Raw genomic sequence first — 23,157 nt, forward strand, 5'->3', positions numbered from 1 at the left:
TAGAGCACCATGACCACCCCGACGACGTTGAACAGCCAGGCCATCCGGCTCTCCCCTCTCCAGCACACGGCCGCCCCAGCTTCCCCCACAAGAACACCCGCCCGCAGGCACCCGGCCGCTGACCTCCACTGCGGACGTCAGTCCGGTGGTTCGCGTCCGCCGATGGTGAAGGAGACCAGGGCCCCCGCCAGCACGGCCCACGGCAAGGCCGGCAGTCCTCCCGATCGCCAGCCGGCCAGGGCAAGGACGAGCGTCACGCAAGCACCGGCTGCGAGTGCGCGTGGGTCTCGCAGGAAGCGCCACTGCCGGCGCCCGGCGCCGGGGTCGCGCAGTTCCGCGACCGCCGTCCTGATCACCAGGGCTGCGATGACGACGGCCATCGCCAGGAGCGTCGCGCCCACCCTCGCTCCTCTCCCGCTGTGTCAGTGGCCGGCGCCGGGCTGGGCGGTGCGCTGGTAGATGTCGGGGATGCCGTCGGCGTCGGCGTCGAGTGTCTCCTCCTCGTACAGGCGCCGGTAGATCCCGTTGCGGCGCCGGAGCAGGACGGCGGCGAGCACGGCGGCGAGGACGGAGCCGACCAGGACGGCGGCCTTGGCGTGTTCACCGGCTTCGGTGCCGGGGAAGGCAAGTTCGCCGATGAGGAGGGCGACGGTGAAGCCGATCCCGGCGAGGACGGACAGTCCGAAGACGTCGGCCCAGGCCAGATCGGGGTTGAGGCGGGCACGGGTGTAACGGGCGGCGAGGTAGGTCCCGCCGAACACGCCGAGGATCTTTCCGGCAACCAGTCCGACGACCACGCCGAGGGGTTCGGGCCTGGTGAAGACCTCGGCCAGAGCACCGCCGGAGACGGAGACCCCGGCGGCGAAGAGGGCGAAGAGGGGGACGGCCACGCCGGCGGAGAAGGGGTGGAGGAGGTGGGAGGTGCGGGCACCGGGCGACGCGTCCTCGCCCTTGTCGGTGGTGGTGCGCAGGATCAGGCCCATGGCGACTCCGGCGGCGGTGGCGTGGACACCGCTGTTGTACATCAGCGCCCAGATGGCGATGCCGAGGGGGACGTACCACCACCAGCCGCGCACCCGGAAGCGCTGGAGGGCGTAGAAGACGACCAGGCCGGCGACGGCGCCGCCCAGGGCCCAGAAGTTCAGGTCGCTGGTGAAGAAGATGGCGATGATCAGGATGGCACCGAGGTCGTCGACGACGGCGAGGGTGAGGAGGAAGGCCCGCAGGGCGGCCGGCAGGTGGGTGGAGATCACCGCCAGCACCGCGAGGGCGAAGGCGATGTCGGTGGCCATGGGCACGGCCCAGCCGTCGAGGCTGCCGCCGCCGAGTCCGGCGGTGAGGGCATACAGGGCGGCGGGTACGGCCATGCCGCACAGCGCGGCCACGACCGGAAGCGCGGCCGTGGCAGGGGTGCGGAGCTCGCCGACGACGAGTTCCCGTTTGAGCTCGATGCCCGCGACGAGGAAGAACACGGCGAGGAGGCCGTCGGCGGTCCAGTGGCCGACGGAGAGGTCCAGGCCGAGGTCTGGTATGCCGAAATGGAAGTCGCGTATCTGCTGGTACACGTCCCCGAGCGGGCTGTTCGCCCAGATGAGCGCGATGACCGCGGCCGCCAGGAGGACGAGTCCGCCGATGGTCTCCGTGCGCAGGGCGTCGGCGATGGCGCGGCGCTCGGGCCAGGGGAGCAGGCCGAGGAAGGGGGAGCGCGGTGGGGGCGGGGCAGCGGTCATGGCGGGGTACCTCCGGGGGCGTCGGCAGCATTCGGGCACACGGCCCCAAGGACGCCGACCAGACTTCCCGGCACACCCCGCGTCCGCTCTCGTTCGATGCGATGAGCGTTTTGACGCGTTCTTTACACCCTATCGGCAGGGGCGGGATGTGGCCAGGGGGGCTTTGACGTGCGATGACGAGGTTCGGACGGGAGAGAGGGCCCGTATCCACCCAAGGCGCGAGGGTGGATACGGGCCCTCTCGAAGGAGCCGGGCCGCGGGGATGCGGTCAGACGGTGGTCTTCACCGGCTCCTGGTCGGTCGACCAGCGGGTCGCCGTCATCGGGCTGGGCCGGTTCGGCAGTTCCCTGGCGAACGAGCTGACCCGACGCGGCTGGGACGTCCTGGGTATCGATACCGACTCCACGCTCGTCCAGAAGCACAGCGACATCCTGACCCACTCGGCCGTCGCCGACTGCACCGACCCCGTCGTCATGCGCCAGCTCGGCGTCGGGGACTTCCCCAGCGTCGTCGTCGGCATCGGCACGGACATCGAGGCCAGCATCCTGATCGCCTCCAACCTGCTGGACGAGCACGTGCCCAACATCTGGGCCAAGGCCATCAGCCGACAGCACGGCCAGATCCTCGAACGGCTCGGGGTCCACCACGTCGTCCTGCCCGAGCACGAGATGGGCGAACGGGTCGCCCACCTCGTCACCGGACGGATGCTCGACTTCATCGAGTTCGACGACGACTACGCGCTCGTCAAAACAATCACCCCGACGACGATCACCGGCGTGCCGCTCGCCGAAAGCGCCGTGCGCACCCGCTACGGCATCACGGTCGTCGGCATCAAGCGGCCGGGACAGGACTTCACCCACGCCACCGCCGACACCGTCGTCGAGAAGGGCGACGTCATCATCGTCACCGGCAAGACGCGGGCCGTCGAAACCTTCGCCGAGCTCAGCTGACCCGCCGCCCGGGCCGCAACGTCGCCACGCCGAGCACCAGGGCGCCCGCCACCGCCAGTACACCGCCCGCCGCCGTGCACACCAGTGTCGTGTCCGGCGATGCGCCCGCCAGCCGGGGCACGGCGTTGACCGGCGCGGTCGCGTATATCAGCAGAAACGACACTCCCCGGGCCCGGACCGGTGCCAGTCGGGCCCGCAGACGGGACGGAACCCGGTCGGTGACCATCGCCAGACCGACGGGAAGCAGGGTGAGGGAGAACAGGATCAGGGCAGTCCAGTGCCATTTCATGGAGGTCGGTCCTTCTGCGGGTACGCGAGGTGCGGGTGGGTGGTCAGCCGCGGCGAGAGCCCGTGGCGACCATGACGAGACCTGTGGCCAGGAGCGACAGCCCGATCACCAGGAGAGGGAAGCCGGGTCCGGGGAGCACGTAGAAGGCGGCACCGACCAGGCTGATCGGCACGCCGAGGACGGTCAGGAACGTCCCGATCCGCCTTTCGGACGGCATGTTCGGGCGTCGTCGCATCGCAGCGTTCCTCCGGGTATCGGGCTGTTCGAGGGCACAAGGGTCCCCAAGACGCCGACCAGACTTCCCGGCACACCACGCGCCGGATTCCGGCGCGCCGGCTGCACGTTACAGGTGCCTGCAGGTCGGGGCCAGGGACCCCGTCGGCAGCGGGCGGTACGAAATTCTGCCGACAAGACCTCGTCAACACACCGTAAGGAACGTGTAAAGTCCGCGGTGGCGTGCCGGGAAGTCTGGTCGGCGATCAGGGGACAACTCTCTTCGCAGATCGGGGCCTTTCGCCATGGTGCTCGTCGCCGTCTTCGGTGTCGCACTGCTCATCGCGGTGCTGCTGTCCGGGCTCGCCGCCCGGACCGTGCTCTCCACGTCCCTGCTGTTCCTGCTCGGCGGAGCACTGGTCAGCGACGGCTTCCTCGGTCTGATCCACATCACGGCCGACAGCGAGATCGTCGCCGTGACCGCCGATCTCGCCCTGTTCGCGGTGCTGTTCACCGACGGCATGCACGTCTCGTTCCCCAAGCTCCGGGAGAACTGGAAGAACCCGGCCCGCGCGCTGGGGCTGGGGATGCCGCTCGCCATGGTCGGCATGGCGCTGGTCACCCACTACCTGGTGGGCCTGGACTGGACGACGTCCTTCCTCGTCGGTGCCGTCCTGGCTCCCACCGACCCCGTCTTCGCCTCCGCCATCGTCGGACGCAAGGAGGTCCCGGCGAAGCTGCGGCAGTTGCTGAACGTCGAGAGCGGCATCAACGACGGCCTCGCCCTGCCCGTGGTACTGCTCCTCATCGCCGCCGCCGGACCCTCGTCGGCCCAGGCGGAGGCCTCGCTCGGCACGATCAGCCTGGAACTGGCCCTGGGCCTGGTCTTCGGGATCGCGCTGCCGCTGGCGGTCACCGCCCTGGTCCGGTTCCGGCTGCTGGGCGCCGAGCCGAAACTCCAGCCGCTGCTGCCGCTGGCCACCGGGATCATCCTGTACGGGCTGTGCCACCTCACCCACGCCAACCCCTACCTCGCCGCCTTCTCCGCCGGAGCGGTCTTCACCGCGGTCTCCCCGCAGGCCAAGACCGCCTTCGAGCCCCTGGGAGAGGCCCTGGCGGAACTGGCCAAGTTCGCCGCGCTGCTGGTGTTCGGCGCGCTCCTCACCCCGCAGCTGTTCGGCGACCTCTCCCCCGGTGGGTACGTGGCGGTGGTACTGGCGATCGTGCTCATCCGCCCCGCATCGCTGCTCCTGTCGCTGATCGGCACCGGGTTCGAGCGGCGGCAGAAGCTGGTGGCCGCCTGGTTCGGCCCCAAGGGCGTCGCCTCGGTGGTCTACGGACTGCTGGTCCTCCAGGCCGGAATCCCCCAGGGCCGGCAGGCATACACGCTGATCGCGGTGTGCATCGCTTTCTCGATCATCGCCCACAGCAGCACCGACGTGCCCATCGCCCGCCTCTTCCACGTCGACGAGGACCCCGTACCCGCGGCGAAGCGGCCGGCACCGCTGGGGCAGGCGCTGTGAGGGGAATCGGTCGCAGGCGCGAGATGAACGCCGGGGTACCGCGCAGGGCGTGCGGCCGCGAGATGCCACCCGCCCGGCAGGAACGGGTGCAACTCCTCGCCGCCGCCATGGAACGGCCGGTGGAACCACTGGTCTGGCGGTCGGGGAGCACCGCACGAGTGGCCGCGGCCCTGTGGTGTGTGGTGTTCGTCGTGTCGACGGTCCCGCCGGCCGGGGGAAGCCTGGCGGGCCCGAGCGCGGGCGGGCTCGTCGTGGCGGCATGGACCTCGCTGGTGGCGGGCTGGGCCGCCTGCCGACTGGCCCTGTGGCGGATCACGGCGGACGGGGACGGCGTCCGGTTCCACCGGATGTGGTCCACGACCTTCATGCCCTGGTCGGCCATCAGCCACGCCGAGGCCCGCCGGGACGGCCTGCTGGAGTTCGTCGGGCCCGCGAGCGAACCCATGGGCGGGCTGTTCCGGCCGCCATGGCTGAGCAGGCTGCTCGGTCGCCCGGACGGTGCCGGCGAGGCCGCCGACACCTTGACCGCCCTGGTCCTCCACCCCCGGCTGCGCCCCCCGGCCCGAGCCGGACGCGTGCTGACGGACACGCCGTACGCCAGGTGGGCGGTCCCTCTGGGGACCCTGCTCTGCGTCGCCCGCGATCTCGTCCACCGCTGACCCGGGACACGGTGTCCGACGCACCCGTACGCCCGTCAGTCCATGACCGCGGTCGCTTCGATCTCGACCAGGTGCTCGGGTACGTCCAGTGCCGCGACGCCCAGCAGCGTGGCCGGCGGGACGGGCGTGACCCCCGGCTTGGCGGCTGCCCGGGTGATGCCCTCCAACAGCACGGGCATCTTGTCCGGGGTCCAGTCGACGACGTGAACGGTCAGTTCCACCACGCCGTCGAACGAACCTCCGACCTCAGCCAGGGCGGCGGCGGCATTGAGGTAGCGCTCCTCGACCTGGGCGGCCACGTCGCAGCGAACTCCGGAACGACGTCGAGGGCATGAGCCACAAGATACTGACCCAGAACCTGCGCATGCTGGAGCGCAACGGCCTGATCGACAGGACCGTCCACCCCGTCGTGCCGCCACGGGTCGACTACGCCCTCACCGAGCCGGGCCGGGCGCTGCGGGTGACGATCGACGGACTGTGCGACTGGACTCCCCGGCACCTCGGGCACATCGAGACCTCGCGACACCGCTCCGACACCTGACCAAGGGAGCCGGCGCCTGCGCCGCCCCGGGGTCACGGGCCGCCCCGTCGGATGTTCTCCGCAGACCGGTCCTGTCAGTCCCCCCGTTCTCCGGGCACCGCCGGCGCCCGGCCGGCCGGCCGCTGCGGACGGCCGAGGAGTTCCGCCAGGCCGCGGCGGGTGGCGGCCAGTACGACGCGGTCCTCGGGCCGCAGGACGTAGCCGGGGTGCAGCTTCCACACCAGCCCGGGGTGTTGGCCCGGTGTTGCGGTGTCGGGGGCCGAGGCCAGGTCGGGGCGGCGTTCTTCCGGGGCGGCCGTGTCGAGGGCGATCACGCGCCAGGCGCCGGGCCGGAAGGAGGCGGCGATGGTTTTGCCCTCCAGCTGCGGATGGCCGGCGACCTCGATGGCGGCGAAGAGCAGGACCCGCCGTTCCACCGGAATCGCACCGAGGATCTGGCGGCCCATCATCGCTCCGGCGAAGGCGGGAGCGGCGAGGTGGGTGACGCTGCGGCTGCGGGTGAGGGCCTCCGGGTGGGCAGCCCGCAGAGTGCGGTACACGGCGGTGGCGAAGTCGTCGTCGTACAGGCGCAGCACGGCCCGCAGGTCCGCCTTCAACGACCGTGCGTACAGGGCTGCTTCGAGGTTCGTGGTGTCCGAGCTGGTCAGCGCGAGAAGGGTGTCCGCGCGGTGGATCCGGGCCGTCTCCAGAACGCCTTCCTCGGTGACGTCGCCCAGCACCACCGGGACCCGCAGGCTGCGGGCGAGGGTCAGCCCCCGGGCCTCGGGGTCGGACTCCACGCACACCACCGGGATCTCCAGCTCCCGCAGCCTGGCCAGGACCCGCGTACCGATCTTGCCCAGCCCGAGCAGGACGACGTGACCGGAGAGGGTGCGGGGCGGGCGGCGCAGCACCGTGGCCGTCCGGAGCGCGCCCAGCCCCTCCAGGGCCGCGGTCACCAGTACGGGCAGGATGAGCAGGCCGACCACGCCGGCGAGGATCTGGAGCAGCTGGCGGCCGGCCGGCTCCCCGACGGCCGGATCATTGATCGCGAAGATGTCGAGGAGGGTCATGTAGGCCGCATGCAGCGGGTGCTCCCCCGTCGTGACCCAGCCGGCCAACGCCAGCGCCCCCACCGCGGCCACCAGGCCGAACAGCGCCCAGCGCAGGCGCCGGGAGAACAGCGAGCCCATGGGCAGCGCCGCCGCCGCGAGCCTGCTGCCGGACTGCTGCGGGCCGGCGTGGGACACCGCTTCCAGGGCGACGACGCCCCGGCCCGTCGCGGCCGCGACCGCCCGGTCGTCCGGCAGTAGCTGCGGCCCCCGCTCCCCGCTGTGCTCGGCTCCCTCGGTGCCGGCCGGGTCGGCCGTCGTCGCGGACAGCAGTGCCAGGGTGCACAGCCCGGGATCCGCTACTTCCCCCCGTCCGGGCGGGGTGCGCTCCACGGCCCGCAGCAGCAGCCCGTCCGCCTGGACGACCTTGCCCGTGCCCGCGACCGCGGTGGCCGCCAGCGCGGGCGCCGCCGTGTCGGCGTCCGAGAGCACGGTGGTCGAGGAATCCAGATCGCGCAGGTCGATGCCGGGGTCGGCGACGACGGCCGCCTGGTCCAGCAGCTCCTCCAGGTGCAGGCCCAGCTTGCGGTTGTAGAGCCGGATCACCAGCCGCAGTCTCGGGTTCAGCCGCCGGGCCACCAGCGCGGCCCGCAGGTTGGTCTCGTCGTCCTCGTAGACCAGGGCCAGCGCCGAAGCGCCGGCCACCCCGGCGGCGGCCAGCACCTCCTCGGTGGGCTCGACCGCCGCCACCCACCACCCCTCCCGTACCGTCTGCCGCTCGGCGGAACCCGGCCGACGAGACCTCGCGGAAGGCACCCGGGCCCACAGGCCGACACCGAGCCCGGCGCCGCCTCCGGGGCGACGATCCGTCCCGGTCAGGCCGTCCGGGGGTGCGGGCACCACGAGGGTCACCCGCTCCCGGTAGACATCCCGCAGCTCGGCTGCCAGACGATGCGCCAGTCCATCGTCCCCGCAGACGACCATCCGGCCACCTGCGTCGGCGTGTTGGCGTGGTGAAGACGTCGACGACACGATCCCGGGACGCACCGAACCCCCCGCTGTCCCGAGGGCCATGTCCCGAACGGGCCCGGACGCGCTCACGCGTTGCGCTCGCACGCACCCGGCAGGCGGGGGGCGGCAGGGCTGTCCGCCCCGCCGCCCTCGCCCCTCCCCCGCCGCCGGGGCCCCCGACTCCCCCGGCAAGCGCGTGCCCCACTCCTGCTGCCGCACGCGAGCGCGGAGGACAGGAGCGGTTCACGCCGTCATCCTGCACGAGACCGCCCGGTCTCCGCACTGCCGGTGGCCGGCAGTCTTCAAACCGCTCCGATGCCGGTGCCGGCAGTGTCCTTGCCGCATGTCACCCTGGTCCGGCGTCAAGAACATGTCAGGGGCGCGTCGGGATCGGGGAGAAATCATGGCGGAACACACCGTGGCGGAGGAGTATCTGGCGGGGTACGCCCAGATGTTGCTGGATGCCTGCAGCACCGGCCGACGCCTCACCCGGGCCGAGCTGGATGCCCGCCGGACCGAGGGCGAACGGGCGGCCGAGGCAAACCTGGGCCTGCGCACGCTCGTACGCGCACACCTGGCCGACGCGCGCAGGGTCCAGGAATCCCTGACCGCGCCTCAGGCCGCCGGCCTGCTCACCGTCGTCGAGCACGCCGTGGACGCCTTCGCCGAGGGCTTCGAACGTGCCCCACAGCTGGCTGTCCGTCAGGAGGAGGCGGCGCGAAGGGAGTTCATTGACGACCTCCTTTACGGGGGCAGCGATCTCGGCCGCCTCGCCGAGCGCGCCGAGCGTTTCGGGATGCGTCTGTCCGGGGCCCACGCGGTGGCCGTCGCCATCGGGCCCGAGCCGTACGGGGACGGCTATCCGGTCGCCCGAGGCGTCGAAGCGGCCGTTCACGCCCGCTTCGGGAACCGGCACACCCTGCTGGCCACGAAGGACGGCCGCCTGATCTGCGTCGCACCGGGGGATCAGCCCGAGGTCCTGGTGTTCTTCGCCAAGCAGGCGTACGCGGCGACCAACGGCGGCAGGGTGGCCGTGGGCCGCGCCCATCCCGGGCCGGGCGGTGTCGTCCACTCCTACGAAGAGGCCCTCAACGCCCTGGAACTCGCCGACCGGATGGACCTGGAAGGACCCGTGCTGCACGCCGCCGACCTGCTCGTCTACCCGGTCCTCGCCCGGGACCGCCAGGCAATGGCCGACCTCGTGGAAACCACCCTCGGCCCGCTCCGAGAAGCCCGCGGCGGCGCGCAGCCGCTCATCGACACGCTGTCCGCCTACTTCGACAGCGGCTGTGTCGCAGTCGAGGCCGCTCGCCGCCTCTCGCTCAGCGTGCGCGCGCTGACCTACCGGCTGGAACGCATACGCTCGCTCACCCAGACCGACCCGGGTGACCCCCGGCACCGCTACACCCTCCAGACGGCAGTCATCGGGGCGCGCCTGCTGGGCTGGCCGGACGCCTCGTCCTGACCCGGCGGCATCACCTCTGAGGTCGCCCGGGAGCCGACGTCAGAGGTGAGCCGGCCCCGAAGGGCTCCCGCCGGCAACCTCGCGGCACAGGAAGTGGGGCTGCCGGCATACAGCCCCACCTCGGCTGCGGCAACACGGCCAAGGGGTGGGACCGCGCCTGCTGCAACCCCTCAAGAAAGTCCTGAGAACCGGCGTCTGCCCGATATCCACCGGAAACACTCCCTCTCGTCCCGCTCCCTACGGCCGGGGACGGCGGCCGGCACCGCCACGAAAAGACCAGTGCTTGAGGATCCGGGGTCCGTGTCGGGCGGGCGACAGCCCACCACCCGCCCACCCCTCGTCTGCCACCGGTCCGCAGGTCAGGTGCCACCGTCGGCCACCGCCCGAGCCAGTACATCGTTCGGCTCCGTCTGGCGTTGTCCGCCGCAGACGGCCCAGCGCTGAATCAGGAGGTGTGAAACACGCCCGCCCCGGCCGCCGCGTTCCTACTCGGGGTGGTGCGGTTTCACACGGTGGGCGGGCCGAAGCACCCCATCCACGAGGTCCTGCGGCGGGCCGCGGCGTATCTGTCGCAGGACCTCGTTCTCCTGCTCCAGCAGCTTGATCCGCCGACGAGCCTCCCGCAGCTCCGCGTTCTCCTGACTGCTCACTCCGGGCTTGGCCCCGTCGTCGATGTCCGCCCGGCGCATCCACTTCCACAGCGTCATGGGATGGACCCCGAAGTCGGTGGCGACCTGCTCGACCGTCACGCCCGGGCCGCAGTTCCCCGCGACGCGCACGACGTCCTGGCGGAACTCTTCCGGACAAGGCTTGGGCACAGCAACATTCTTCCCACCTGCCTACAGCGCAAGCCAGTTCAGATGTCACCCGATCGTGCGGCAGACCCACCAGACCCACCAGACCCACCCTACGAATGGCTGGGGTCTCCCATGAAGAACATAGAGCGGACCGGCCCCGTCATCGGCGCCCTGGCCGCCGCCGAAGGAACGCGCGGCGGCCTTGACCGGGCGGTCATGCACGCCGGCCACGGGGGCCCAGTACACCAGCCGGGCATGCGCCGACGCCTGCCGCAGGGCCGGCGTCCGCCAGTCCATGAGCGCGATCGGCTTCAGCGCGGACAGCGCGCTCGCCGAGTCCTTCAAGGCGACGGTCGTGACCGCGCCTGAGTCGCGGCCGTTCGCCCGGCTGGCGGCCTGGGCGGCAGCCGTGCCCGTGGGGGGCGCGGTCCACACCTGCGAGCTGGTCGACGTCGCCCCGCTCGCCGGGCGGCGGGTGCTCGTCGTCGGCGGTCGGCAGAGCGCGTTCGAGTCCGCCGCGCACCTGGCCGACCACGGGGCGGCTCGCGTCCACGTCGTCTACCGGCACAACCCTCCGCAGTTCGCGGCGGTCAGTTGGTCGTTCTTCGAGCGACCGCCGACACTGACGGAACGGTCAGTTGACTTTGCTGCCGACGACATTGGTGGAACCGGGGCTCAACACGTTGTTGTTGATGGGGATGTTGTTGAACATCGTGAGCACACCACTGAGGTTGATGGGCAGGATGGATCCGCCCCCACCACCACCCGCATTGTTGATGGTGACGCTGAAGGCCTTGCTCACGGTCTGCGCCGGGTTGGCGCTGTCCGTCGCGGTCACCGTGAAGGCGTACGTCCCGGCCGTGGTGGGGGTACCGGAGAGCAGTCCGTCGGAGGAGAGGGTCAGACCCGGCGGCAGCGTCCCGCTGACCGAGTACGTGACGGGCGGAGTACCCCCCGTCGCGGGGCCCGTCACGACGGGGACGCTGTACGCGTTCCCTGCCGTGCCAGAGGGCAGCGGGGTGTCGGCCCAGGGCACGGTGAGCGGCGCAGCGGGGATCGTGTAGCGGAGCCGGATGGTGGGGGCGTCGGTCGTACTGATGGCGGTGGCTCCCGCCGGATTCCGGATGTAGGAGGAGCCGGCACCGCCGCCGCTGGCCGATACCCCTGGCATCGGGTTGGTGGACGCGCCGGATCCGCCTCCGAAGTAGCCCCCGCCACCGGCTCCGCCCGCACCGGCTGCGGCACCCTGACCTGCCTGACCATCTGAGCCATTGGGTTCGCCCCCACCGCCGGAGGAGCTGCCTCCCCCACCGCCACCACCGTTTCCAGGGGGAGGCACAGGAAGGTCCTCTCCACTGCCACCGCCACCGCCTGCCGTAAAGGGACTCGCAGTTCCTCCGATACCGCCGGGATTCGTGGCAGGAGACGGGCTCGTTCCCCGGCCGCCGTTGCCTCCGGGCGCACCGAATCCGCCGCCGGCACCACCCACGTTCAGCGGGAACGGGCCAGCGCCGCCCGGGCCGTTCCCACTGCCGCCGCCAAAGGGACCGACCCCTGCTCCCCCACCACCCGAGGCAGCGAGGAGATAGGTGTTCAGTCCCTGGCTGCAAACGCCGTCGCAGATCGTCGTGGCGCCACCGCCTGCACCCCCGAAGCTTGCGTTCCCACCGCCGTTGAACCCGCCCTGGGCCGGAGCCCCTTGATAGGACTCACCCGGCGCCCCGACCCTGAGCGTGTAAGTGTTCCCCGGTGTGACGCTCAGCGTGCCGGTAACCCTGCCGGCAGCCCCACCGGCTGCGACCGGTGCCCCAGCACCGTCTCCGCCTCGTCCGCCGATGGCCTCCTCGATGACGAGGGACATGACGCGGTCAGGGATCGTGAGCGTGAACTCGCCGCCGCCGTTCGGCCCCGGCGAGGCGACGCCGGTGTAGGTGCACAGGACAGTGGTGGACCCGTCAGGCGAGGGGGCGACTTGCATCGATGCCTGACCCCTGCTCGTGCTGGTGGCGCACACAGGCGTGTCGTCAGCCTGTGCCGGAGCGGAGACGAAGACGGGACTCGCGACCGCAGTGAGAACTGCCAGGTAGGTCACCAGGGGCCGGCGGGAACGAGCACCGGGCAGGGCGGTGGACCGACGGGCCATCACAACCTCCATGGAAGGGCTTTACTTGGGCACACCGACGAAACGGGACGGACGGCCCCGCGGATGGCCGACGCAACGCAGGCCAGTCTCGTGGCATGCGCACCCCGCCTCTGCTGACGCGCGGCGGTCGGGCGCTGTGCCAGCCGATCGGAGCAGCGGGCGCGTCGGGAGCCGGCGAGAACCTCAGGCGTCATCCACTACGCGTGCGACTCGTCGCGCCGGGCGGACGAGGGTGGTCAACCCCAGCGACGGCACCACCACCGGCTTCGCCGCCCTGTCGAAGAGAGGGCTGGTGGAGCGAGCGTTCGCATGGCTGATGCGCTCACGTCGTCCGGCGCGCAACAACGAAGCCCTCGCCGTCACCCTGCGACGCTGCGACGCTGCGACGCGAAGGAGTCGGTCACCGCCATCGCCAGACACCTCGGCATCGGCCGGTCCACCCTGTACCGCACCGTCGCCTCGTACGATGAAAGGTCACGTCCGCTGGAGTGGTGTATCGACGGCCACTCGGTGATCTCGTCTTTGAGGTTGTGCGGTGAGTTCGGTCGCGGCCCGTGCCACCCGCACCGTATCCGCCGGGATCTCCCCAGACGCCTTCGGCTGCATCGACATCCGCACCCGCCCCAAACGGCAACGTCGGCCTTCAAGACCACAACCGGGTCTTGAAGGCCGACGTCACACACGGGCCCGAATCGACAAACAGCATCCCGTTGTACGGCGGCCGGGCCTCTGGAACTGCGGTTTGAGGGGTGTCAGGTCCGCCACGGCCAGTAGCTGGCCGTGGTGTATCGGTCGAGGATGTCCTGCAGGGGCCGGCGGTAGGTGTCCCTGGTGTGGTAGGTGAAGTACGGCTGGCCGCCGCTGTCCTTGTACGTCACCATCATGGTGTGGTCCTTGTCGGTGCCGCCCTCGAAGTCCATCTGCATCACGTCGCCGACACCCTGGTACCAGACGTTGGACAGGCCGTAGACCCGGCCGGAGTACGTGGCGAAGTCGGCCCACCGGTTGACGTTGATCCACGAGGGGGTCTGCCCGGACTGGACGTACCACCATGTGCCGGTGTGTGCGTAGGGCCAGCCGGCGTCCTTCCAGCCGCCTGCCCTGAGTGCCTGGCTCACGAAGTTGGTGCAGTCGCCCCCGCGGTCGCTGAACGTGCGGTAGTAGGAGTTGTAGTTGAACACGTAGCGGTCGGCGTACGCGGCCATGGCACCGTAGTTGTAGCCTGCGGCCAGCCCGGCAGCCTTGCCCACGGGACGGCTCGGCCGTCCCGTCGCGGCACCGCGGAGCGCCGACCCGGCGGGGCCCGAAGCCTCCGGCTGTACAGGCGCGGGCTCGTTCATGGGCTCCAGGCCGGGCGCGGGAGCCAGGTGCTGGCCTGCCAGCTTCCACGCGGTGCCCTCGCGTTTGAAGGTGAACACACGGTCGGCCTGGTAGGAGGTGTGGTCGGGTTCGTCACCGTGGACCTTCTTGATGGCGAAGCTCGTCGCTTCGACCACCCTGAGCGTGGCGGTGTCGCCGTCGACCTGCAGAGCCTTCGTCCGTACGACCGTGGACGACCGGGTGTACGAAAGACCCTTGCCGATGAGCCGGTCCCGCTTGGCGCGCAATGCGAGCTGCGCAGTGCTCGCCTGCCGGGCGGCCGCACTGTCCATGCCAAGCGTGGCCCTGCCGGAGACGGATGGCTGTGGGAGGGGAGCACCTGCCACCAGTGCCGTGTTCCTCGCAGAGAGGTAGCTCTGGGCGGCGGAGGCGAAGGCAACCGGATCCGCCGCGACGGAAGTGGGCAGAGCCGAGGCCGGGACCGACAGCGAAACCCCTGCCAGCGCCACGGCCAACGCCGCGGCCACAACGCCGCCCCGAGCCGAGCGCGGCAGGAACTTCCCCCTCCTGGCGGCAGGCCCCGGATGCACAGGTAATTCGTTCACAAGTCCTCCCTGGCTGAGTGGATGGGCTCCAACCTTCAGCCACCCGAGAGTTGTTGCGCTGCCCCCGGCGAACCGTGAAACAACCCGCACCGCACCCGGAAACCGGCGCCCACCGCCGCTGCCGCCCCATCGCGGAGCACCGCGCACCGAGCACCGAGCACCGAGCACCGAGCACCGAGCTGAACCTCGCCGTCCCTCCGCCTCACGACCAGGACGCCTTGTTCAGGGCGCGTTCGGAGGCTGCGAGGTGGACGGCCGAGGCGAGCCAGGCACCGGCGCAGCCGTCGCAGGCGGTGTCCGTCGGGCACCCGAAGGCGTTGCGGGCACGACGGTCCGCCTCGACCGCCGAGGTGTCCGCCAACTCGGCGGCCGTACCGAACCCGGCGCGGCGCACGGCTCAGCGGGGCCGGACATGAAGAAGGCGGCCTCGGATGCCCGCCGGTCTGAGGCGTCGAAACTCGCCAAGGCGAATGGCTCCTCGTCCTCGACGCCCCACGCCGGCACCCCCTTACCGGTGGCGACCTAGGAGCGCGTGGCCGCTCCGCACGCGTCGACGGCGGGGTCGCCACCGACGATCGGTGTGCTGCGGTCGTACGGGTCCGTCTCCGGGCCGGCGTGCTCCGTTCGGCGATCCGCGCCGAAGGGCGGGGTCAGGTACCCGGTCGGGGCGCCGCAGCCGCCGTTGGTCATGTTGTACTTGTACGAGAGGACCGAGAACGTGCCGGGCTCGGTGCGCACCTTGTCAGGGTTGTCCCAGCTCAGGACGAGCTCGCGCCGGACGATCGTACGCACGATGTCGTCGCCGTCGCCGCCGCCCGCTCCGTCCGCGCGGGTGACCGGGTAGACGAAGGTGACGTCGGCGGTCACCTGGACCGCCCCGAGTTCGCCCTCCTGGTAGCTGAGCCGGCCCCGTGCCTTCACCACGTCGCCCACCGGCTGAGCCTGGGAGGGCCGGAACCGGCTGAAGAGGAGGAGCGGGTCGTCCTTCTCGCCCGGGGTGCGGAGGGCGGTCTCCAGGAGCTGCTGGACGTCCTTCTGGTGGGGGTTGATCAGCGCGATCGCCTTCTCGGGGCGCTCGCCCCGCAGAACCCCGCGGTCCAGGTTGGCAGCGACGAGGAAGTCCCGGGTCCGGGCAAGGGCCTGCGCGACCTCCGTGGCACTCATCCACCCGACCGCCTTGGCCTCCGGCACGGTGATCCCGGCCGCTCCGCTCGCCCAGTCCGCTGCCGGCGAGCCGCGGAACGGCTCCTCCCGAGTGGGGCGCTGGGCCGCCTGTGCCGGAGGGGCCTGCGTCGGACGGGCCGACTCTCCCGCCAGCGGCGCCGGGCCGCTCCCCCCACCGGTGAACGGATCCACCACCCGCTCCGGTGCGAGGGCGACCACCGTCAGCAGCCCCATCGAGGCCAGGAAGCCGACCACGTACCAGCCCCTGCGCCGCTTGGGGCGCACGGGCGTGTAGCCGCGCCAGGCCGTCGGGCCGGTGGCGGGTTCCTCGCGCAGCCTTTTCGCCACTTGGCGGGCCCGCGCCGACGGTTCTTTGGGAGCGTCGGCGGCCCCTGCCACCGACTCGCGCAGAAACCGCTCCCACTCCTCATCGGACCTGGAGGAGCCTTCCGGCTCCGTGCCCGCACCCATCCCCGTACCCCCGTACTCAGCAGACCGCGGTCCATTCCCTGAACCGGGTTCGATCATGACACGAGGGGGCTGACCTCGATTCTTTGACCTCGGGTGAGTGTTCGGGGGACCCCGGAGTCCCGGCCGAGCCGTAGAGCGGTCGTGCCGGCCGGCCCGCCGCCGGTCCTCCGGTCAGCGGCGGCCGGTCGACAGGACGACGAGGAACTGGCCGCCGCCGGCCTGGACGTCCGCGGTCACCGGGAGTCCCGGCACCAGTCGGGAGAAGCGGTCCACCAGCCAGTCCGCCGTTTCCCGGGCGTCCTGCTCGGTCGGGCACCGGCCCACCGTCTCGCGACCGCCCTTGCGCTCCAGCCTTTCGGCCACGGTGATCAGCGGTGCGGGCTCGACCACGTACAGCCGCTCCGGCCAGGCGATGACCACCTTGACCGCGCCCTTGCGGGTATTGCACCCGCGGTGTGCGAGCCGCTCGGCAACCTTGGCCTTCCGGTCGGCAGTCCTGCTGTCGACACTGGGGCCCCGCGGGTCGTTCACCGACTCGTGGGGATCGACCGGCTCGTCGCACACCCAACACCGCCAGCCGTCGCGCTCGGCCACATCATCAAGAAGACTCATCCGAGCAAACTACCTCCCCGGGCGCCACCCTCCGCACCGGGGCCCAGGTCCGGCAAGAGCCGAAAGAGACGGCCCAAGCGCACGCCGCCCGGGCCCGAATGGTCCGGGCCCGTGCCGCAGGACCGTAGGCGGCGACGGCGGAGAGCTGCACGAAGGCCCGTTCGTACACCTCGATCTCCCCGGGAGGGGTGACGGTCCCCCGGACAGACAGCAGCTCGATACCGACTGGGCGCCGTCGTGCCGGTACTGGGCGAGAACGCCGCCGTCCTCGCCAGCTCCGGGGTGCAGGTCACCGCCGTGGACTTCTCCCCGATCCAGGTCGAACGCGCCCGCCTCTTCTGGGCCGACCTGCCGGGCCCGGACTTCGTCCACGCCGAGGCCTGCACCTTCGTCGACCAGGACCTGCGGCTGCGGGACGCCGTCTACTCCACGTGGGGCGCGGTCTGATTCACCGAACCCGACGAACTAGTGCTTCTCGTCGACCTGTCCGAGTCGTCGCCTGCCCTTGGGCACGATCACCGGCGCGAAGCCGCTGTTGCGGTCCCTCGGTACATCCACCGTGACCGGCCCCGCCGCCGTCACCGCCTTCGGATACACGCCGTTGCGATGATTACCCGACCCCCGACCCCCGGCCCCCGGCCCGCCCGGTCGCCCGCCTCGTAGCCCAGATGATCGGCCATCTCGACCTTGCAGGGCCCGCTCCACCACTGCATTCATGATCTGCCCCAGCAGCCAGCCGGCCCCGTCCAGTCCCATCCCGGACTCCATGGCGTCCGAGGTCAGCCCGTCGATCGCCTCCGGCGACAACACCCGGGCCAACCGCCCGGCCGCCGCCTGCCCGCCGTCCACATCCCGCTCGTCGCCCTGCTCATCTGCCCGCATGATCGTCACAGCCTGTTACTCCCCGATGAGGAAGGAACCCGACCATCCAGACCTGACCACCACCAACTCACACAATCATGCGCGCATCCCCGTCGTGGACGGGTCGGACGCCGTACCGGCCGAGCCCGCAGAGGAGGCGAAGGGCGAGACGGGCGGCTACAGCTGCCAACGCATAGCCGCGCTCGCCAAGAGCGGGGGCGTCACCACGGCATCCCCCGGCACCACGGGAGCGTGCGGAAAGACCGTGTACGCGGGCTTCGCCCTCCGGTGAACGTGCCCCATGGGCTGGCCCGCGGGCCAGGTGCGCGACGGGCGGCCTCCCTAGCCTGGTTGAACCGAAGCGTCCAGAGAGGTGGGAAGATGGAGCGCCAGACACCGCTCGCGCCTCAGCAGCAGAACACGCACCCGCTGTGGCAGCAGTTCCAGCAGGAACTCCACAACCAGCAGCAGACCGTGCAGAGCCTGTGGCAGCAGTTCACCAGCCGGCAGAACCAGCCGGTCCTCTCCCAGCAGTTCCAGCAGGAACTGCAAAACCAGCAGCAGGCCGTCGAGAACCTGTGGCGAAACTTCGTGGCCGGGCACGGCGTGCAGGGTCCGCAGGACAAACAGAGCATGCAGCAGCAGTTCCTCGATCTGCGCTGGCAGGAGTTCGTGAGCAGCAGGGAGACAGGGCTGAGGCAGGAGTTCCTCGACCTGCGCTGGCAGGAGTTCCTGAGCCGGTTCAACGCCCCCGTGCAGCAGGCCAAGCCGGTGACGGTCTGGAACCCCTCCGGCTCGACGAACAACTGCGTCCACACCTGCTGCGCGTACCTCCTCGGCGGTGGGCACACCGCCGATTCCGTTGCTCGGCTGACCGGGATCCCGGTGGCCGCTCCGGGGTCCTACGGGCTCAGCATCCAGCAGGTGGACCTGGTCGTCCAAGGATGCGGTCTGTTGCGGAAGGTGCGCACCTTCGAGTACGTCGATTCGCTGTTCGAATACCTTCTCGCGCTCAAGGGCGGCGAGGACGACACCAAGCTCGGAACGTACCTGGTCCGCTTCGACCGCTCGGGCGGCACCGGCCACGCGGTGATCCTCAACGTGGACGGCACTGGGTGGCGGTGGCTGGACCCGCAGGTTCCGAACGCCAACGTGGACGACATCGAGGGTCTCACCGGAGCCGGTGCGGAACGGTGGCAGCTCATGGGGCCGTACTGAGAAACGCGTGCGCCCGAATCGGCGCGGCCGGTCACGCCTGTGCGGCGGTCCCGCCGCGCCCCGTTCTCAGCGACCGCGAACCCGGGCGACAGCCCGTTCCCCAGACCGGTGACCAGGCGCATCACCCGCCGACCCTCCCGCCGGGCCAGCCAGCCTGCCTCTCGCGAACACATGCGGGACTGACCGCGGCCACCGCCGCGCTAACCGCACTTTTCGACTCACACCATGGCATCGAGCCGCACGGCCCGTCAGCCGCTCACTCGCACACGGCCACCCAGGCATGCTTCTGGACGGATCTCAAGAGGACGTTAAGTCCGTTTCTGGTAGCGGCCGCGGCCTCGTCCGGGCTGGGCGAGGAAGCCTTGGCGGATGAGGCGCCCGAGGCGGCTGCGGGTGATGTTGACGGATGCCTCGTCAGTGGGGATGCCGAGGAATTCGTGCAGCTCACACGCTCGGAAGACCTGGCCGGGGTGCTGGTTGAAAGCGTTCACGATGGCCTGGTAGGCGGTGTCCGTCTCGGGCAGATCGGGCTCGCCGCCAGCGGGTGCGAGTTCGGCGATGACCTTGGCGGTGGCGGCCAGTTCGACGAGTCGCCCTTCGGTCTCGGCCAGGGCTGCGCTGCGCTGCGCTGCGGTCAAGTGCTGGATCTAGTCACGTAGTTCACCGGCCCGGACGGCGGCCTCGTCGTGCTGGGCATGGAGACCGGCCAAGAGCTCGGTGACGTTCACGCGGCCAGCCCGAGAGTGTCGCGCCAGGCCGGCGGCGGCGTAGTGAGGCGGCGGGCCATGTTCGCGACCGAGGCCCAGTAGACGCGTGAGGCAGGGGCGTCGGGCCGGTGGTCGTACTCACGGGCGAGGCGACGGTGCAGCATCAACGTGCCGTTGACCTGCTCCACGATCCACCTCTTCGGTTGCGGAACGAAGCCTTTGCCCTGGTCAACCAGAGCCTTCTCCAGGCGGTTGCCGCACCGATCGGCGGCCTGGTCGAGCAGGGCGGTGCCGGCAGTGTTGTCGTGTGCAGAGACGACCAGCACGACAACGCCGATGAACAGCCCCATCACATCGACGGCCAGGCCGCCCTTGCGGCCCGACACCTTCTTGTGCGCGTCCAGTCCCGTCGTGGTCTTGAGGACACCAGCCGCGGCGCGGACGGACTGGGTGTCGATGATCACGAGGGACGGGTCCTCTAATCGCCGGGCCCTCTCCCTCACCAGGCAGCGCATGAGTTCCTGGATGCGCTGGTCGAGACCGTCCTGGCGCCACAGCGTGAAGTAGTAGAACACCGCCGACCAGGCCGGCAGATCATGCGGCAGATAGCGCCACTGACAGCCCGTCCGGTTCTGATAGAAGATCGCGTTCACGACTTCCCGCAGATCACAGGCTCCGGGATCCCCGGTCGCCGAACGCGCCACCCGCTCCTCCTTCCAGGCCGTGATCATCGGCTGAATCAACGCCCACTGCTCGTCCTACAAGTCGCTGGGGTACGGCATTCTCACCATGTACCGAATCTCGGTATGAACATGCCCAGCAGGTGTCCGGCGTGGCGATCAATACCACGAGCGAGCGATCACGAACCGATGAAGATCGGACTTAACGTCCACTCAGTCCGGTGCGGGGGAGCTCGAAGAGGCGCTCGACCGCGTCGGCTGGCACCATGCCGACCCTCCGCATCCACCATCCGCAGGTAAGAGAAATGAAAAACGCCTAAAATGCCGCAGGTGGCGAAGGGTCCTCCCCGCCGACGCGGGGGTGTTCCGGCACTCCTTGACGGGATCTGGGACAGGGTCCGGTCCTCCCGTCAACGCGGGGGTGTTCCGGAGTTGCTCCAGCCGCGTGAGGCGGCTGGTCTGTCCTCCCCGGACTTCCAAAAACAAGCCACATGGTGTTTTTGTGGATGTGCTGGCGGAGGATCCGCGTCGCGCGGAAGACGATCCGCAAGATCTCGGAGGGCAGGGACCACCTACCCGGGCTCCTTGGCAACGCCAACACGGTGCGCGCTTCCCACGCCCATGTGCAGCCCTCCAGCGCTCAGGCCTGCCTCGTCCTCGGCAAGGTCGACAAGCACTCCGCCGAGACCGCCTCCTCGTGGATCGCCGTGGACACCGGCCCGTGGATCTTCGGCCAGGAGGTCCTGCTGCCCGCCGGCACGATCGTCCGCGTCGACACCACGGACGAGAGAGCTTACCTCGACCGGACCAGGGGCCAGGGGCCCGGTCAAGGCGGCACCGGAATTCGTCTGCGACCGGCACCTCGGCAACCCCGACTACCACCGGGAGGTCGGCGGTTACTGGGGCGACACCCCGATGGCCGCCCCTACTTCCGAGCCCTGGACACACCTGCGCTCCCGGTCCGTTCACCCTGCGCGGGTGGACGTGTACCGGGCGACCTGGACGAGCGGTGCCGGGCACGAGACGTAGTCCGCTCCGCAGTCGGCGAAGAAGCGGAGTGCTTCGCCGACTGCCGCGTGCCCGCCGCAGACGCCTACGGCGAGACCGGGCCGGACCGCCCTGGCGTCGCCGATCGCCCGGCGCACGAGCGCTCCCACCGCGTCCCTGTCGAACCGGTCGAAGGGCGACGCGTCAAGCAGGCCCAGGGACTCGTAGGAGGGCAGCAGTTCGAGTTCTGCGTCGTCCCGGGACAGCCCCCACACCAGTGCGGTGAGGTCGTTCGTCCCGATGGACAGGAAGTCGGAGTGCCGTGCGATCTCCCCTGCCAGCAGGGCCGCCCGGGGCGTCTCGATCATCGCCCCGCACGGCAGTGCGGGGCCGCCCGCTCCCTGCGACCGGTCGCGTACCTCCGCCACGAGGGTGCGTACGAACTCCATCTCGGCCGGTGTACTGACCATCGGGACCAGTAGCTCCGGCCGCGGGTCCGCACCGGCACGGCGCAGAGCAGCAGCGGCATCGCTCAGCGCCCGGATCTGTGCCGCCGCCAGTTCCGGCATCAGCGCGCCGAGCCGGACCCCTCGCACACCCAGCAGGGGGTTGTGCTCCCTCAGCCGGTCGACGGTCTGCGGGAGGAACTCGTGCCGCGGCGGGTCGAGCAGTCGCACGACCGCGGGCAGGCCGTCCATGGCCCGCAGGATCTCGGTGAACTCGGCGCGCAGGAACGTCTCGATCCGGTGCAGACCCTCGTGGAGGTCCGGCCCCCGGCCCGCGAGCAGCACCCGTTCCAGGAGGGATTTGCGTTCGCCGAGGAACATGTGCTCGGTGCGGCAGAGGCCGATACCGGTCGCGCCAGCCGCGCGCCCGGCTGCTGCGTCACGGGCCGAGTCCGCGTTCACCCGCACGTCGACGGCGTGCGGGCCGGACGCATGCCGGTCCAGCCATGCGGACAGGCCGGGCTCCGTCTGCGGGGCGCCGGCGGCGGTGGGGGTGCCGCGCACGGCACCCCGGTGGAGGAGACCTGCCGAGCCGTCGACGGTGACCTCGGTGCCCGCTGCGACCAGGGTGCCGTCCCCCAGCCGGATGGCACCGGCGCCCGGGTCCACGACGGCGTCGGCCAATGCGGTGACGGAGGGCCGCCGCAGGCTCCGCGCGACGACTCCGGCGTGGGACGACCGACCGCCGCGCTGAGTGATGACGGCATCCGCCGCGAGCAGGCCGCCGAGATCCTCCGGCCGGGACTCGGTCACGGCCAGGACCACGCGGTGACCCCGCCCGGCAGCGGCCTCTGCCTCTTCGGACCGGAACACGAGACGGCCGCTCGCGACACCGGGAGCCAGCCCGATGCCTCGCGCCAGGAGGGTCAGTCCGGTCGTGTCGGCCTGCGGAGCGAGCGCCCGTACCAGGTCGTTCTCCGAAGGCATGGAATCCGGATCCTGTCCGTGTCCTGCCGACCGGGTCCCGCGGACCGCTTGCCGTACCCGGACCGCCCCTGCCAGTTCGGCCCGGGCCACAGAGAGGACGTAGAGGCGGTTGTCGTCCACCACGAAGCCGAGGCTTACGGGGTGGCCTGCACGGCGGAACTCGTCGGCCGTGAGGGACGCGAGCCCGGCGGCCCAGGGCCTGCCTGCGGCGGCCGTGGCCAGGCCCACGCCGCCCTGTGCCAGCAACTGCGATCCAGTGGAGTTCGCACGGAAGGTACCGGCCAGGCAAGCGGGACCGCCCGCCACTGCGTCGTGGGAGTGTGCGGTGCCGGTTCCGCTGTCCGGTCCGAACCCCAGCGGCATCACCCCGAGTGTGGCGCCGGCGGGAAGCGGGCCGTGGGCGGCGAGGCGCTCGAGGGCACGGACCACCTGTCCGACCGTGTCCTCGGGAAGGTCTCCCCCGGCGGGGTCGGCGAGCAGGCGGGCGAGCTCGGCGGAGCGCGCTCCGGTGAAGCCCGGTCCCGCGGCCTCGGACAGCCAGTCCTCGCTGGCGGGAGTCAGGCCGAGGTACGAGATCCTCCGCGAGGTGCCGTCACCGGCGCTGAGGGAGAACAAGACGGGGCGCTGCGGGTCTCTGGGCGGTGCCCCTCGGTGATGCTCGCGGGTCAGCCGGGACAGCGCTTCCCGGATGACCGTCGGCGCAGCGTGGACGTGGAGCGTCGTCCGGGCCGGTCGGTAGGCGGACAA

22 protein-coding genes and 4 pseudogenes are annotated in these 23,157 nt (G+C 71.0%); 9 read left to right on the top strand and 17 right to left on the bottom strand.

The window, feature by feature from the left end:
- Positions 1–137: 137 nt before the first annotated feature.
- Positions 138–401 (bottom strand): hypothetical protein, encoded by a 264-nt coding sequence (locus LG634_RS19205; RefSeq protein WP_226735107.1) that lies wholly within the window; start codon positions 399–401, stop codon positions 138–140.
- 21 nt (positions 402–422) lie between these two features.
- Positions 423–1,730, bottom strand: a complete 1,308-nt coding sequence (gene nhaA / locus LG634_RS19210) for a Na+/H+ antiporter NhaA (RefSeq protein ID WP_226735108.1) — start codon at positions 1,728–1,730, stop codon at positions 423–425.
- A gap of 224 nt (positions 1,731–1,954) precedes the next feature.
- Between nhaA and LG634_RS19215 the strand changes: the two genes are divergently transcribed.
- Positions 1,955–2,680, top strand: coding sequence for a potassium channel family protein (locus LG634_RS19215; protein WP_226735109.1), 726 nt, complete (start codon positions 1,955–1,957; stop codon positions 2,678–2,680).
- Here LG634_RS19215 and LG634_RS19220 read toward each other — a convergent pair.
- A complete protein-coding gene (locus LG634_RS19220; RefSeq protein ID WP_226735110.1) occupies positions 2,673–2,969 on the bottom strand; it encodes a hypothetical protein in 297 nt (98 codons plus the stop codon). The two genes, LG634_RS19215 and LG634_RS19220, sit on opposite strands and share 8 nt — an antisense overlap.
- A gap of 43 nt (positions 2,970–3,012) precedes the next feature.
- The gene (locus LG634_RS19225; protein WP_226735111.1) at positions 3,013–3,204 is read right to left on the bottom strand and encodes a hypothetical protein; all 192 of its coding nucleotides are present in this window, start codon (positions 3,202–3,204) and stop codon (positions 3,013–3,015) included.
- 283 nt (positions 3,205–3,487) lie between these two features.
- Between LG634_RS19225 and LG634_RS19230 the strand changes: the two genes are divergently transcribed.
- Together LG634_RS19230 and LG634_RS19235 are read left to right on the top strand one after the other, a co-directional pair.
- Complete coding sequence (locus LG634_RS19230; RefSeq protein ID WP_226735112.1) at positions 3,488–4,705, top strand: cation:proton antiporter; 1,218 nt, start codon at positions 3,488–3,490, stop codon at positions 4,703–4,705.
- A 119-nt stretch (positions 4,706–4,824) separates the two neighbouring features.
- Positions 4,825–5,364: a hypothetical protein gene (locus LG634_RS19235; RefSeq protein WP_226735113.1), complete on the top strand. Its 540-nt coding sequence runs from the start codon at positions 4,825–4,827 to the stop codon at positions 5,362–5,364.
- Positions 5,365–5,399: 35 nt separating this feature from the next.
- On the opposite strand, the pseudogene LG634_RS19240 reads toward LG634_RS19235, so the two are convergent.
- Positions 5,400–5,666, bottom strand: a pseudogene (locus tag LG634_RS19240) (RidA family protein); the annotation flags it as partial.
- Between LG634_RS19240 and LG634_RS19245 the strand changes: the two are divergent.
- Positions 5,663–5,905, top strand: a pseudogene (locus tag LG634_RS19245) (winged helix-turn-helix transcriptional regulator); the annotation flags it as partial. The pseudogenes LG634_RS19240 and LG634_RS19245 sit on opposite strands and share 4 nt — an antisense overlap.
- A gap of 74 nt (positions 5,906–5,979) precedes the next feature.
- Here LG634_RS19245 and LG634_RS19250 read toward each other — a convergent pair.
- Entirely contained in the window at positions 5,980–7,920 is a 1,941-nt protein-coding gene (locus tag LG634_RS19250; RefSeq protein WP_226735114.1) for a potassium channel family protein, read from the bottom strand.
- A 430-nt stretch (positions 7,921–8,350) separates the two neighbouring features.
- Here LG634_RS19250 and LG634_RS19255 point away from each other — a divergent pair, with 430 nt between their 5' ends.
- Positions 8,351–9,412: a PucR family transcriptional regulator gene (locus tag LG634_RS19255; RefSeq protein WP_226735115.1), complete on the top strand. Its 1,062-nt coding sequence runs from the start codon at positions 8,351–8,353 to the stop codon at positions 9,410–9,412.
- 485 nt (positions 9,413–9,897) lie between these two features.
- Here the strand turns inward: LG634_RS19255 and LG634_RS19260 are convergent, their stop codons facing one another.
- The 3 genes from LG634_RS19260 to LG634_RS19270 all read right to left on the bottom strand — a co-directional run bounded on the left by LG634_RS19260 (position 9,898) and on the right by LG634_RS19270 (position 11,380).
- Entirely contained in the window at positions 9,898–10,230 is a 333-nt protein-coding gene (locus LG634_RS19260) for a transposase (RefSeq protein ID WP_226735116.1), read from the bottom strand.
- A gap of 45 nt (positions 10,231–10,275) precedes the next feature.
- The gene (locus LG634_RS19265; protein WP_226735117.1) at positions 10,276–10,554 is read right to left on the bottom strand and encodes a hypothetical protein; all 279 of its coding nucleotides are present in this window, start codon (positions 10,552–10,554) and stop codon (positions 10,276–10,278) included.
- 289 nt (positions 10,555–10,843) lie between these two features.
- The gene (locus tag LG634_RS19270) at positions 10,844–11,380 is read right to left on the bottom strand and encodes a putative Ig domain-containing protein (RefSeq protein ID WP_226735188.1); all 537 of its coding nucleotides are present in this window, start codon (positions 11,378–11,380) and stop codon (positions 10,844–10,846) included.
- A gap of 1,281 nt (positions 11,381–12,661) precedes the next feature.
- Here LG634_RS19270 and LG634_RS38480 point away from each other — a divergent pair.
- Complete coding sequence (locus LG634_RS38480; RefSeq protein ID WP_226735118.1) at positions 12,662–13,018, top strand: helix-turn-helix domain-containing protein; 357 nt, start codon at positions 12,662–12,664, stop codon at positions 13,016–13,018.
- An 86-nt stretch (positions 13,019–13,104) separates the two neighbouring features.
- Here LG634_RS38480 and LG634_RS19280 read toward each other — a convergent pair whose 3' ends face one another.
- The 4 genes from LG634_RS19280 to LG634_RS19295 form a co-directional block, all read right to left on the bottom strand.
- A complete protein-coding gene (locus LG634_RS19280; protein WP_226735119.1) occupies positions 13,105–14,004 on the bottom strand; it encodes an amidase domain-containing protein in 900 nt (299 codons plus the stop codon).
- Positions 14,005–14,479: 475 nt separating this feature from the next.
- Entirely contained in the window at positions 14,480–14,638 is a 159-nt protein-coding gene (locus LG634_RS19285) for a hypothetical protein (RefSeq protein WP_226735120.1), read from the bottom strand.
- Between the two features lie 161 nt (positions 14,639–14,799).
- Complete coding sequence (locus LG634_RS19290) at positions 14,800–15,912, bottom strand: hypothetical protein (RefSeq protein WP_226735121.1); 1,113 nt, start codon at positions 15,910–15,912, stop codon at positions 14,800–14,802.
- 171 nt (positions 15,913–16,083) lie between these two features.
- Positions 16,084–16,524, bottom strand: a complete 441-nt coding sequence (locus LG634_RS19295) for a hypothetical protein (RefSeq protein WP_226735122.1) — start codon at positions 16,522–16,524, stop codon at positions 16,084–16,086.
- A gap of 237 nt (positions 16,525–16,761) precedes the next feature.
- On the opposite strand from LG634_RS19295, the gene LG634_RS19300 reads away from it, so the two are divergent.
- On the top strand, positions 16,762–16,971 hold the full coding sequence (locus tag LG634_RS19300) for a class I SAM-dependent methyltransferase (protein WP_226735123.1): 210 nt from the start codon (positions 16,762–16,764) through the stop codon (positions 16,969–16,971).
- Between the two features lie 27 nt (positions 16,972–16,998).
- On the opposite strand, the pseudogene LG634_RS19305 reads toward LG634_RS19300, so the two are convergent.
- Positions 16,999–17,343: pseudogene (locus LG634_RS19305) on the bottom strand (transposase); the annotation flags it as partial.
- An 88-nt stretch (positions 17,344–17,431) separates the two neighbouring features.
- Here LG634_RS19305 and LG634_RS19310 point away from each other — a divergent pair.
- Positions 17,432–17,677: a hypothetical protein gene (locus tag LG634_RS19310; protein ID WP_226735124.1), complete on the top strand. Its 246-nt coding sequence runs from the start codon at positions 17,432–17,434 to the stop codon at positions 17,675–17,677.
- Positions 17,678–17,766: 89 nt separating this feature from the next.
- Entirely contained in the window at positions 17,767–18,603 is an 837-nt protein-coding gene (locus LG634_RS19315; RefSeq protein ID WP_226735125.1) for a hypothetical protein, read from the top strand.
- A gap of 308 nt (positions 18,604–18,911) precedes the next feature.
- Here the strand turns inward: LG634_RS19315 and LG634_RS19320 are convergent, their stop codons facing one another.
- The 3 genes and pseudogenes from LG634_RS19320 to LG634_RS19330 all read right to left on the bottom strand — a co-directional run bounded on the left by LG634_RS19320 (position 18,912) and on the right by LG634_RS19330 (position 23,025).
- Entirely contained in the window at positions 18,912–19,241 is a 330-nt protein-coding gene (locus LG634_RS19320; protein WP_226735126.1) for a hypothetical protein, read from the bottom strand.
- A gap of 86 nt (positions 19,242–19,327) precedes the next feature.
- Positions 19,328–20,101 (bottom strand): annotated as a pseudogene (locus LG634_RS19325) (IS5 family transposase).
- An 854-nt stretch (positions 20,102–20,955) separates the two neighbouring features.
- Positions 20,956–23,025 (bottom strand): putative PEP-binding protein, encoded by a 2,070-nt coding sequence (locus tag LG634_RS19330; protein WP_226735128.1) that lies wholly within the window; start codon positions 23,023–23,025, stop codon positions 20,956–20,958.
- Positions 23,026–23,157 lie beyond the last annotated feature (132 nt).

The sequence above is a fragment of the Streptomyces bambusae genome, from assembly GCF_020532645.1.
Classification (GTDB): domain Bacteria; phylum Actinomycetota; class Actinomycetes; order Streptomycetales; family Streptomycetaceae; genus Streptomyces; species Streptomyces bambusae.